Raw genomic sequence first — 11,910 nt, 5'->3', positions numbered from 1 at the left:
AAATAGCGCAGTGCGCTCACTGATTGCTCCAGGTGCTCAAAATGCACGCAGGTAGAGCCCTGATTTCGTGCAGGATTTGGAGTGTGGTGCTCAACAAGCGAGCAAAGCACGCCTTGTCGATACATGAAAGAAATTTGGGAATAGTTGTGGGGGATGATGGCTTTGGGCTGCCTTGAAGGCGTAGAGAAGTGCCGTGGCACTTCCCGAGTTTTGTGAGCTTGCTCAGCTTATGAGGTCACCGTTGCGGCTTCCCAGTCAGTCAGGATCTGCATGATCTGACGGCTGTCTTCCATGCTTGGCGCCGGGCTTTCAAGCGCGGTCTTGCCAGCTTCGATCGCTTCACGGATTGCTCTGACCTGATAGAGGAACGCATTGCCTTCTGCCGTTACGGTGCGGGTATCGCCTGGCTTTTCGTAAGGGGTGACGGTGAAACTATTCCCCTCCGCTTCCGGCAGCCATGGGTTGGAATCGAGCACGAGGCTGGCTTTGGATCCCAATACCGTGAACCCGGCATGCAGACCGTAGTCCTCAGCAGTGTGGAGCTGACAGACAACACCGTTGTTCAACCTCAAGGTCGCTGCGGACTCGCAGATATTCCCATCTGCACCACGGCGGCCCATCGCGGAGATCTTATAGTTTTCAAAGACATGGGTCGGGAACGCTGTTTGCAGAAGCAAGTGCATCAGTGAGGTTGGATAGCAACCGAGGTTATACAATGCCCCCTTGCTGTGCGGGTTCACGAACTGAGCGATAGAAGCGCAGTACTGAGCAGTGATGGACTGGACTTCCCCCAGCTCACCAGAGGCAACCACATCACGAATGGCAGCAGCGAACGGATGGTTCAGGTACATCAGACCTTCAACAAAAAAGACGCCATTTTCAGCAACAGCTTTCAGCGCCTGATCTGTCTTTTCCATGTCTACGGAAAGTGACTTTTCGCAGAGGATCGCCTTACCTGCATTGGCCGCTTTGATCACGTATTCATGATGAATGTGATTAGGGAGTGCGATGTAAATAATATCAACGGCTTCATCTTCAATCAGCTCATTAAAATCATCAAAAGTATGCTCAACATCGTACTTCTCTGCGAACACTTTCAGAGGTACTTCTGAGCGGCCTGCAACGGAATGAATCCGCGTAGAACCTTCCGCTTGAACCGCATCCGCCATGGTCAGCGAGATGAAGCTTGTTCCCAGAAAGCCCCAGTTCAGTTTCGACATTGTTTTTCTCCAGAACACAGGATCCCGAGAACATCACGGGACGGACTCCGAAAATAACCCTAATCATATTTCAGCAGATAGAAAACACTGGAGATCGACGGCTCATGGATTATCCAAGTTTATCGATAAAAGAGCAGGTAACTCTCAGAGTTTACTTACAATTTTACTGAACTAAGGGACTGTCCGTACCAAGTAAATCAATGCCTATGATTTCTGCGGATCCTGCCAGAATTGTGATGTATTGAGAGACTGCTTTGGACCAACTTGCAGCTTCCAACCATGCTCTGATGGTTTCCTCAACATGTTCAAACGGCAGAGTGTTTCCGTCAATTTTCCGGTTCAGGAAAATGATGTGATAGCCAAACTTGGTTTCGATTGGATGCTCTGACAGTTGTCCGGCCTGCATCGACTGAAGGGCGACTTCAAACTCAGGAACAGTGCTTCCTTTTGTCAGCTGACCCAGATTTCCTCCGGTTTCCTTTGACGGGCAGGCAGAGTATTCCATTGCCAAATCAGCGAAGGTCTCAGGTTTATCCTGAAGAAGCTTGATCACATCATGGGCACGCGCTTTGGCGATGCTGCGGGCTGTGAGTTGGTCCGGCCCAGCTGCGAACAGGATATGGCTGGCCTCATAAATTGGCTCTGAGCTGAAGCGGGCCTTGTTGTTCTCATAATAGCGCAGGCACTCATCCTGAGAAGCAGACGGGATATCAACTTCCTGCTCAATCAGCTCTCTGATGGCCGCGTCTTCTTCGGTTTCGCTGCCTTCGTCATGCTGTTCTGGTGCAGCGATGATGTTTAAAGCCCTTGCCTGCTGCAACAGGAGCTCTCGGACCACAAGAGCGCGCGCGGCAGCTTGAACCGCCTGACCGGGGTTTTCGGCGGGATGGTTCTGAGCTTCTGCCAGAATATCCTGCTCCGATATCTGGACACCATTGACCACCACATCCGTGATGATCGGTTTGCTCTTAGGCGGCACTTTGGTGCTCGGCAGGTCCATGCCTGCCTGAGCACCCTCACTCAGGTTCGGGTTTGTGTAGAGATTAGCCATTTCACCTCACTCTGCCGGATGACGTGAGTTGGTGGAGTTGCGCTCACGCACAATCTGATAACCAGGACGCCACAGGTATCTTGCCGGCACGCTGAGCATGTGCACCAAGCGTGTGAACGGGAAGATGAGCAGGATCGTCAAACCAAAGAAGAGATGCAGTTTGAAGATCCACGAGACATCTGAAACATAGGTTGCGGCATCACCATTGAAGGTGAAGATACCTAGTGCCCAACTCATGAACTTAACCATTTCTTCCCCATCCAGATGCTGAAGCGAAATCGGGATAGTTGCCAGACCGAGCAGAAGCTGGAACGCTAGTAGGCAGATAATGAAGGTGTCCATGGCGCTGGAAGCTGCCCTCACCCGCTCATCATAGAGCCTGCGATGAATAAGCATTCCTGCGCCGACAATCGCCATGAGCCCAGCAATGCCGCCAACGACAACCGCCAGAACCTGTTTGGTTCCATGTCCGATCCCAAGTGCATCAAAGATCGCAATGGGGGTTAAGAGACCGAAGAGATGGCCCAGGAAGATGATGATCACACCCACATGGAAGAGCACAGAGCCCCAGACCAGTTGCTTGCGGCGGAGAAGCTGGCTAGAGCCTGCCCGCCAGCTGTAGGGCTCTCTGTCGTATCGGATGATTGTTCCCACAATCAGAACCGAGAGGGCGATGTACGGGTAAATTCCGAAGAACAACGTGTTGAAGAAGCCAGACATGTCTAGTGATCCCCCTGGATGTTCTGTGGGGTTGCGTCGGGCGGGCGTCTGTCCGCGGCTCTCATTTGCATTCTCAACCGGTCAGGGCCACAGCTGCCTTCTCCAGCATTGCCGCCAAACTTGACGACTTCTTCCTGCCAAATGCGATCCATCGCTTCGAGGTCATTCGGATCATCATCCGGTTCGGCAAGGATGTTGGAGAGGAGCTCTTTTGATGGCTGTGCCTTGCTGATTTCAGCAACAGCTGCGAACGCATTGGCGTAGATTGAGCCCTTCTTTTTGAGGCGTAAACGGAGCGCCTCGAAGATATGGGCTGTCTGACCAAGCAGTTCTTGTGCCTCTGTGAAGGGTTGGTGTGCGAGGTACTCTAGGAAGAGTGGGATGTAGTCCGGAAGTTCTGTGGTTTCGACTGCAAACCCATTCTTCAGGTACATTTCCCGCAGGTCTACGAGAGCCTGACCGCGATCTCTGCTTTCACCGTGCACATGCTCAAACAGGTGGAGGGAGTGGGAGCGTGTACGGTCAAACTGGAACACGTAGCGTTCCTGTACCTCGTACAGATCTTTACCGGCCAGATCATCGCATAGATTGCAGATCATCTTCTGGCCTTTTGCCGAGAGCAGGCGGTCTGAATTCACCGCCTCCTTCAGTGCTGGCAGATCATCCAGCAGCTCCTGCGTTGGGTAGTTGAGCAGGAGCGAGAGGATTTTTAAGGAGACAATCATCCGCGCATCTCCTTAAACACATCAGTTGGGGTTTCGACTGCTTTCTTACGGGAACCACCAAACAGGTCGGTTCCATCGCTGCCACCCGAACAACCATTGCCGAAGGAGAAACCACAGGAACCGCGAACATCGTAAGCGTCCTCAGAGATTTCTCTGTGCGTGGTTGGGATGACGAAGCGATCTTCGTAGTTGGCGATCGCCATGATCTTGTACATGTCCTCAATGAGTTCAGGCGTAAGACCAACTTGCTTTGCAATCTCCTCATTGACCACGCCATCGATGCTCTTGGACCGCATGTATGAGCGCATGGCGAGCATGCGTTCCAGCGCTGAAACGATGGGCTGGTCCTTGCCTGCGGTGAGCAGGTTGGAGAGGTAGCGAACAGGGATGCGCATGCTCCGGACATCCGGTAGTTCACCGTCCCATCCAATCTTACCAGCTTCAGCAGCGTTCTGGATTGGAGAGAGAGGTGGGATGTACCAGACCATTGGGAGCGTGCGGTACTCTGGATGGAGCGGGAACGCCACTTTCCAGTCGATGGCCATCTTGTAGATTGGCGACGCTTGGCAGCCTTGAGCCAGTCTTCAGGAACTCCATCCTTACGAGCCTGCTCAATCACCTTCGGATCATGCGGATCAAGGAAGACCTTGAGTTGCTCTTCGTACAGATCCTTCTCATCCTTGGTGGAGGCAGCTTCTTCAATCTTGTCTGCATCGTAGAGTATCACACCCAGATAGCGGATGCGGCCCACGCAGGTTTCTGAACAGACAGTTGGCTGTCCGGACTCGATGCGGGGATAGCAGAAGATGCATTTTTCTGATTTGCCAGAGGACCAGTTGAAATAGATCTTCTTGTAGGGCAACCAGAGACGCACATGCGCCAGCCGCGGCATTTTTCCTGATCAATCAAGACGATGCCATCATCCTCACGCTTGTAGATCGCACCGGATGGGCACGCTGCAACGCATGTTGGATTGAGGCAGTGCTCACACAGGCGTGGCAGGTACATCATAAAGGTGTTTTCGAACTCGCCGTAGATTTCTTTCTCGACGCCTTCGAAGTTGTAGTCCTTGGAGCGTTTGGAGAACTCGCCACCGAGAATTTCTTCCCAGTTTGGACCCCATTCGATCTTTTCGATCCGCTCACCGGTGATCGCGGACTTAGGCCGCGCCGTTGGGAACTGAGCACTTTCAGGAGCACCCTGCAGGTGCTCGTAATCATAATCAAACGGCTCGTAATAATCATCGATTTCCGGTAGATCCGGGTTGGCAAAGATCTTCGCCAGAATGCGCCATTTGGCACCCATCTTGGGTTGGATTTTACCGTTGCGTTTGCGAACCCAGCCGCCGTTCCAGCGTTTCTGGTTCTCCCAGTCTTTGGGGTAACCAATACCGGGTTTGGTTTCCACGTTGTTGAACCAAGCGTACTCGACACCTTCACGGTTGGTCCAAACGTTTTTACAGGTCACTGAACAGGTGTGGCAGCCGATGCATTTATCCAGATTCAGCACCATTCCGACTTGTGCGCGGACTTTCATTCTGCTGCCTCCTGACCACTGTCATCCAGTGGTTCTTCCATCCAGTTCACTTCTTCCAGTTTGTGAACCACAACGAACTCATCGCGGTTGGAGCCAACCGTTCCATAGTAGTTGAAGCCGTAGGATTGTTGCGCGTATCCGCCAATCATATGAGTTGGCTTGGTCACCGCTCTGGTGACCGAGTTATGGATGCCGCCGCGCTGTCCGGTGAGCTCTGATCCTGGTGTATTCACGATCTTTTCCTGAGCGTGATACATGTAGATCGTGCCTTCCTTCATGCGCTGGGAGACCACCGCACGGGCGACGAGCGCACCATTGATGTTGAAGACTTCAACCCAGTCATTGTCCTCAATATCAGCTTTCTGCGCATCAACTTCAGAGATCCAGACCACAGGTCCGCCGCGGTTGAGCGTGAGCATCAACAGGTTGTCGGTGTAGGTGGAGTGAATGCCCCACTTCTGGTGCGGAGTGATGAAGTTAAGCACCAGTTGCTTTCTGCCCAGTGACTTGTCGTCGATGACAGGCTTGATGCCTTTGGTGTCTATCGGCGGCCTGTACACGCAGAAGCCTTCACCGAACGCACGCATCCAAAGGTGATCTTGATAGAGCTGCTGGCGACCGGAGATGGTGCGCCATGGGATCAGCTCATGCACGTTGGTATAGCCTGCGTTGTAGCAGACATGTTCGGATTCCAGGCCAGACCATGTTGGTGAGGAGATGATTTTGCGTGGTTGGGCCACGATATCACGGAAGCGGATCTTCTCTTCTTCCTTCGGCAAGGCCAGATGAGTGTGGTCTCTACCGGTGAACTCGGAGAGCGCAGCCCAAGCTTTCACGGCCACTTCACCGTTGGTTTCCGGAGCGAGAGACAGGACAACCTCTGTTGCATCGATGTCTGTCTCAATCTTCGCGAAGCCCTTGGTTGGGCCGTCTTCCAGAACCTCACCATTGAGGCCCTTGAGGAGTTCAACTTCGTGCTCGGTATTCCAGCTGATGCCTTTACCACCATTGCCGAGCTTGTCCATCAACGGGCCAAGGGCTGTGAAGCGCTTGTAGACATTTGGATAGTCGCGCTCAATCACCACAACGTTTGGCATTGTCTTGCCCGGTTGCGGCTCGATATCGCCTTTCTTCCAGTCCTCTACATCAAATGGCTGAGCAATCTCGCCTGCGGTATCATGCAGGATCGGGACAAGGACGACGTCCTTTTCCTTGCCGAGCACTTCCTGAGAGACCTCAGAGAATGACTTGGCAATGCCCTTGAAGATTTCCCAGTCGCTGCGCGCTTCCCAAGCAGGATCAGCTGCGCTGGAAAGTGGGTGGATGAAGGGGTGCATGTCTGAGGTATTGAGGTCGTTTTTCTCGTACCATGTTGCTGTTGGCAGCACGATATCGGAGTAGACCGCTGTGGTGGACATACGGAAGTCCAGCGTGACCAGCAGGTCTAGCTTTCCTTCTGGTGCATTGTCGTGCCAGACAGCTTCCTTGGCACGCTGACGGCCTTCTTCTCCCAGATCTTTGCCCAGCACACCATGTTCGGTGCCAAGCAGGTGACGGAGGAAGTATTCATGGCCTTTACCGGAGGAACCCAGCAGATTGGAGCGCCAGACGAACAGGTTACGTGGCCAGTTGGCTTCGTTATCCGGATCTTCACAGGACAGTTTCAGGCTACCTGATTTGAGTTCCTGAGCAACGTAGTCTTTTGCGTCTTTCCCGCTCGCTTCTGCGTCTTTGGCGACCTGGAGTGAGTTAGTTTGTAGCTGAGGCGCGGATGGCAACCAGCCCATCCGTTCTGCACGGATGTTGTAGTCGATCAGCGATGCGTTCCAATCTCCTTCAGGAGCGGTTGGGGAGATAATCTCATCCACCTTCAGTGTTTCGTAGCGCCATTGGTCTGTGTGCGCGTAGAAGAAGGAGGTAGAGTTCATATGCCGTGGTGGGCGTGCCCAGTCCAAGGCAAATGCGAGGGCTGTCCAGCCGGTTTGTGGGCGGAGTTTTTCCTGCCCCACATAGTGGCTCCAGCCACCACCGGATTGACCAACACAGCCGCACATCACCAGCAGATTGATGATGCCGCGGTAATTCATGTCCATGTGATACCAGTGGTTCAAACCAGCACCGAGGATGACCATCGAGCGTCCGTTGGTCTTCTCCGCATTGGTCGCAAACTCGCGGGCGGTCGTGATGATGTGATCTTTAGGAACACCGGTGATCTTCTCTGCCCATGCAGGTGTGTAAGGCAGCTCTTCATCATAGGATTTGGCGGAGTTTGGATCATCCAGACCGCGGTCCAAACCGTAGTTTGCTACGAACAAATCAAATACAGAGGCAACGAGTGTTTCGCCTTCTGTCAGTTTGAGCTTTTTGACGGGAACCTTGCGGACCATAACACTGTCATGGTTGGTGCCTTCAAAGTGATCGTGTTCGAGATTGCCGAAGTATGGGAAAGCGACTTCGGCGATCTCATCGTGATCGGCTTTGTCGATGAAGGACATGGCAAGATCTGTGTCTTTGCCTGCACCGTCTTTTTCTTCCAGATTCCACTTACCTTTTTCACCCCAGCGGAAGCCGATGGAGCCATGAGGGACCACAACCTTCTTCGATTTGCGATCGATAGCAACAGTCTTCCATTCCGGATTGTTTTCTTCGCCCAGCTTATCAGCAAATTCTGAGGCTCTGATGAGGCGTTCCGGGATGTAATTGCCGTCTTTTTTAACGAGGCGAACCAGCAGCGGCATATCGGAATATTTGCGGCAGTACTCTTCGAAGTAATCCGCCTGCCTGTCTAAATGATATTCCCGCAAAATGACGTGGCCCATGGCCATCGCCAGCGCGGCATCTGTGCCTTGCTTGGGATGGAGCCAGAGGTCAGAGAACTTGGCAGCCTCTGAGTAGTCTGGAGAGACCACAACTGACTTGGTGCCCTTGTAGCGAACCTCGGTGTAGAAGTGCGCATCTGGTGTGCGGGTCTGCGGAACGTTGGAGCCCCACAACATCAGGAAACCAGCGTTGTACCAGTCCGCGGATTCTGGCACATCCGTTTGCTCACCCCATGTCTGCGGTGAGGCTGGTGGCAGGTCGCAGTACCAGTCGTAGAACGACATGCAAGTGCCGCCAAGCAAGGACAGGTAGCGTGTTCCAGCTGCGTAGGAGATCATGGACATGGCCGGAATTGGCGAGAAACCAACAACACGGTCCGGGCCCCATTTCTTCGCGGTGTAAGCATTTGCTGCTGCGATGATTTCGTTGACCTCTTCCCATGTGGCCCGCACGAAACCGCCGTGTCCGCGCACCTTCATGTAGTCGGAGCGTTTTGCCGGGTCTTCCTGAATGGCAGTCCATGCTGCCACAGGTGATTTCACCGTACGCTCTTTCCGCCACAGCTTGATAAGGCGGGAGCGAATGAGCGGGTGTTTTACGCGGTTTGCGGAGTAGATGTACCAGCTATAACTGGCACCACGAGAGCAACCGCGCGGCTCATGGTTCGGCAGATCTGGACGGGTACGCGGGTAATCCGTTTGCTGGGTTTCCCATGTGATGATCCCGCCCTTCACGTAGATCTTCCAGGAGCAGGACCCAGTACAGTTCACGCCATGGGTTGAACGTACGATCTTGTCGTACTGCCATCGCTTTCGATAGCTGTCTTCCCAGTTTCTGTTCTCGTTCGTCGTAACACCGTGCCCGTTTGCAAAGGTACCAGTGTCCTGTTTTGCGAAAAAGTTCAGTTTATCGAGGAGTAGAGACATCAGAAATGCCCTTCACTTTATTTGCTTAGCACGGAACGGATGCACCCTTGCGGGTGTAGAAGAACCAAGTGATCACCAGACAGATCACGTAGAAGATGCCGAAGGCCCAAAGCGCAGCATCCGGACCACCGGTGTAGGCGATGGATGTGCCGTAGGCTTTGGGGATGAAGAAGGCACCATAAGCTGCGATGGCAGAGGTGAACGCGATGATTGCTGCGCTTTCACGCTCTGACTGACGCAGGTGAGCTGTTGCATCCAACTCTGGCATCAAGAGGCCGACCTGTTGACGCATGATGGTTGGGATCATCTGGAAGGTGGAAGCGTTGCCTACACCAGTCAGGAAGAACAGCGCCATGAAGCAGGCAAAGAAGCCCCAGAAGGCACCGGTTCTGTTTTGATCGACAGGAAGAACAGGACACCGCCAACGGCCACAGCCATAAAGAGGAAGGTCCAGAAGGTTACACGGCCACCGCCATACTTATCTGAAACCCAACCAGTGCCTGCACGGGACAACGCGCCAACAAGCGGTCCGAGGAACGCATAGGAGAGCGCATTCACCTCAGGGAACTGGGTTTTCATCAGTAGCGGGAAGCCAGCGGAGTAACCGATGAAGCTACCGAATGTACCCGTGTAGAGGATGCACATAATCCAGTTATGCGCTCTGGAGAAGATGATGGATTGCTCTTTAAAGCTCGCTTTTGCATCGGCGATATCGTTCATGCCGAACCATGCTGCCAGCGTCGCCAGAACGAGGAAAGGAACCCAAATAAAGCCAGCATTCTGAATCCAGAGTTGCGATCCATCTTCAAGGACTTGGGGAGCTCCGCCAATCGCGCCGAAAACGCCTGCTGTAATGACAAGCGGCACAACAAACTGCATGACGGACACGCCAAGGTTTCCGAGGCCAGCATTAAGTGCGAGTGCATTGCCCTTCTCTTTCTTCGGATAGAAGAAAGCGATGTTGGCCATGGAAGATGCGAAGTTGCCGCCACCAAAACCACATAGCAGAGCCAAAAGCAGGAAGATGGCATAGGGGGTTTCAGGATCCTGAACCGCGTAGCCGATGCCTAAAGCTGGCAGGAGGAGCGAGGCCGTGGTCAGTGTTGTCCAGAGGCGGCCACCGAAGATCGGCACCATGAAGGAATAGAAGATCCTGAGCGTTGCACCGGAAAGGCCTGGCAACGCTGCCAGCAGGAAAAGCTCGTCTGTTGTGTAATCAAACCCAATCGCAGGAAGTCTTGCAACAACAACACTCCATACCAGCCACACAGAGAACGCCAGCAGCAAAGCTGGAATTGAAATCCAAAGGTTCCGTGAGGCAATCGCCTTACCTTTAGTCTCCCAAAAATCCGGTTCGTCCGGCCTCCAATCAATGAGTGTGTGCCCTGCTTGGGTTTTATCATCAGACATACATTTATTCCTTTTGGCTACATGCCCTCCTTAGACCGGTGTCCAGAAAAGGCTTCGCTGGTTATGGGTATTTGTCTGCACCTGCTGGTCCGTCAGGGCCTTCGACAGGCTCTTCAGGAAGATCAGAAAGATCGGTTTCCTCTTGTAATTCTGGGTAACGTTTGCGCTCCATTCTGCGGATGGCGACATGCATCCACACGGTTGAGACGGCGACGATGATGAAGAGAAGCATGAAGGGGGCTGTCCAAACGCCAGTCCAATCCAGCAGAATGCCAAAGGCGATTGGAGGAAGAACCCACCAAGTCCGCCAATCATGCCAACAAGTCCACCCACCGCACCGACGTGATACGGGTAGTAAACCGGGATGTGTTTGTAGACTGCCGCTTTGCCAAGGCTCATGACGAAGCCCAACACAACGGTTACAGAAACAAATGCTCCGACACCGAGGCCGAAGGTGAACTCAATCGGGCCTTCGATACCGCTGACGACATAAGAGGTTTCCGGATAGCTGAGCAGGAACAGGCAGATGAGCGAGACAATGAAGGTGAGGTACATGACAAAGCGAGCGCCCCACTTGTCAGACATCCAACCGCCTAGCGCTCGGAAAACAGACCCAGGCAATGAATAAAGGCCAGCGAACACGCCAGCCGTTGTCAGTTCCAGCCCATAAGCGCCGGTGTAATATCGCGGCAAGAATGACGCGAGTGCCACGAAGGCACCGAATACAAAGAAGTAATAGGTCGCAAAGCGCCAGACTTGCAGGTTCTTGAGCGGTGCGAGTTGCTCTGCTGTGGAGACGGCTTGCTTGCCTGCTTTCTTTCGTTCTTGCTGTGCAGGGTCATCCTTACTGATCAGATAGAAAAGGACTGCCGTGATCGCCAAAACAATGGCGTAGACACGGGCGGTGCCTTCCCACCCAACAGCGACAACGAGAAAGGGAGCCACAAAGTTGGTAACGGCAGCACCGACGTTACCAGCACCGAAGATGCCAAGAGCGGTGCCTTGTTTCTCTTTTTCAAACCACTGCGAGACGTAGGCGACGCCGATAATAAAAGAGCCGCCGGCCAATCCGAGGCCCAAAGCGGCGAGAAGAAAGACTTCATAGGTTTGTACTGAGGTGAGCAGCCAGACACAGACAGCTGTGATGAGCATCTGCAGCGGGAACATAATTCGACCGCCGAACTGTTCTGTCCAGACACCTAGGAAAATGCGGCTGACAGAACCGGTAAGTACCGGGGTCGCGACCAGCAGGCCGAACTGCGTATCAGACAGGCCAAGCTCGCCTTTAATCCGTACGCCGATGATGGAGAAAATAGTCCAAACTGCAAAGCAGACAGTAAAAGCAAAGGTACTGAGCCCCAATGCTCTGTATTGATCTGAGCGAGTAACACCCTCAAGTGAATGCATAGTATTTGTTCCTGAATTCTAGCAGGTAAGACAATCCACATAGAATCTCAGGAGCATTAGCACTCAAAAGTAGAGTAACACCTAGAAAGAACAAG

General features: G+C 53.2%; 7 protein-coding genes and 2 pseudogenes. 1 reads left to right on the top strand and 8 read right to left on the bottom strand.

The window, feature by feature from the left end:
- Positions 1-227: 227 nt before the first annotated feature.
- The 5 genes from JCM12308_RS04760 to JCM12308_RS32960 form a co-directional block, all read right to left on the bottom strand.
- Positions 228-1,220 carry a Gfo/Idh/MocA family protein gene (locus JCM12308_RS04760; RefSeq protein WP_208608934.1) on the bottom strand — a complete coding sequence of 331 codons (993 nt, stop codon included), beginning with the start codon at positions 1,218-1,220 and terminating at the stop codon, positions 228-230.
- Between the two features lie 163 nt (positions 1,221-1,383).
- Positions 1,384-2,271, bottom strand: a complete 888-nt coding sequence (locus tag JCM12308_RS04755; RefSeq protein ID WP_054782995.1) for a peptidylprolyl isomerase — start codon at positions 2,269-2,271, stop codon at positions 1,384-1,386.
- Positions 2,272-2,277: 6 nt separating this feature from the next.
- Entirely contained in the window at positions 2,278-2,991 is a 714-nt protein-coding gene (gene narI, locus JCM12308_RS04750; protein WP_008548281.1) for a respiratory nitrate reductase subunit gamma, read from the bottom strand.
- A 2-nt stretch (positions 2,992-2,993) separates the two neighbouring features.
- Positions 2,994-3,716: a nitrate reductase molybdenum cofactor assembly chaperone gene (narJ, locus tag JCM12308_RS04745; protein WP_008548320.1), complete on the bottom strand. Its 723-nt coding sequence runs from the start codon at positions 3,714-3,716 to the stop codon at positions 2,994-2,996.
- Positions 3,713-4,261, bottom strand: a complete 549-nt coding sequence (locus JCM12308_RS32960; protein ID WP_373282330.1) for a nitrate reductase subunit beta — start codon at positions 4,259-4,261, stop codon at positions 3,713-3,715. Before JCM12308_RS32960 ends, narJ begins: the two co-directional genes overlap by 4 nt.
- 8 nt (positions 4,262-4,269) lie before the next feature.
- On the opposite strand from JCM12308_RS32960, the gene JCM12308_RS32955 reads away from it, so the two are divergent.
- Complete coding sequence (locus tag JCM12308_RS32955) at positions 4,270-4,479, top strand: hypothetical protein (RefSeq protein WP_373282331.1); 210 nt, start codon at positions 4,270-4,272, stop codon at positions 4,477-4,479.
- Positions 4,480-4,500: 21 nt separating this feature from the next.
- Here JCM12308_RS32955 and JCM12308_RS32950 read toward each other — a convergent pair.
- The 3 genes and pseudogenes from JCM12308_RS32950 to JCM12308_RS32945 form a co-directional block, all read right to left on the bottom strand.
- Positions 4,501-4,724, bottom strand: a pseudogene (locus JCM12308_RS32950) (4Fe-4S dicluster domain-containing protein); the annotation flags it as partial.
- Positions 4,725-5,248: 524 nt separating this feature from the next.
- Positions 5,249-8,998 carry a nitrate reductase subunit alpha gene (locus JCM12308_RS04735; RefSeq protein WP_054782994.1) on the bottom strand — a complete coding sequence of 1,250 codons (3,750 nt, stop codon included), beginning with the start codon at positions 8,996-8,998 and terminating at the stop codon, positions 5,249-5,251.
- Positions 8,999-9,023: 25 nt separating this feature from the next.
- A pseudogene (locus JCM12308_RS32945) lies at positions 9,024-11,815 on the bottom strand (nitrate/nitrite transporter).
- Positions 11,816-11,910: the final 95 nt, after the last annotated feature.

It is taken from the genome of Pseudovibrio denitrificans JCM 12308 (assembly GCF_001310815.1).
Taxonomy (GTDB): Bacteria; Pseudomonadota; Alphaproteobacteria; order Rhizobiales; family Stappiaceae; genus Pseudovibrio; species Pseudovibrio denitrificans.
The sequence above is the reverse complement of the archived record's forward strand: the minus strand, read 5'-3'. Positions and strand labels throughout refer to the sequence as shown.

What these genes read in the sequence shown, in the direction of transcription:
- JCM12308_RS04760 (WP_208608934.1), bottom strand. Translation starts at nt 1,220, where the DNA reads ATGTCGAAACTGAACTGGGGCTTTCTGGGAACAAGCTTCATCTCGCTG.
- JCM12308_RS04755 (WP_054782995.1), bottom strand. Translation starts at nt 2,271, where the DNA reads ATGGCTAATCTCTACACAAACCCGAACCTGAGTGAGGGTGCTCAGGCA.
- narI (WP_008548281.1), bottom strand. Translation starts at nt 2,991, where the DNA reads ATGTCTGGCTTCTTCAACACGTTGTTCTTCGGAATTTACCCGTACATC.
- narJ (WP_008548320.1), bottom strand. Translation starts at nt 3,716, where the DNA reads ATGATTGTCTCCTTAAAAATCCTCTCGCTCCTGCTCAACTACCCAACG.
- JCM12308_RS32960 (WP_373282330.1), bottom strand. Translation starts at nt 4,261, where the DNA reads ATGGCCATCGACTGGAAAGTGGCGTTCCCGCTCCATCCAGAGTACCGC.
- JCM12308_RS04735 (WP_054782994.1), bottom strand. Translation starts at nt 8,998, where the DNA reads ATGTCTCTACTCCTCGATAAACTGAACTTTTTCGCAAAACAGGACACT.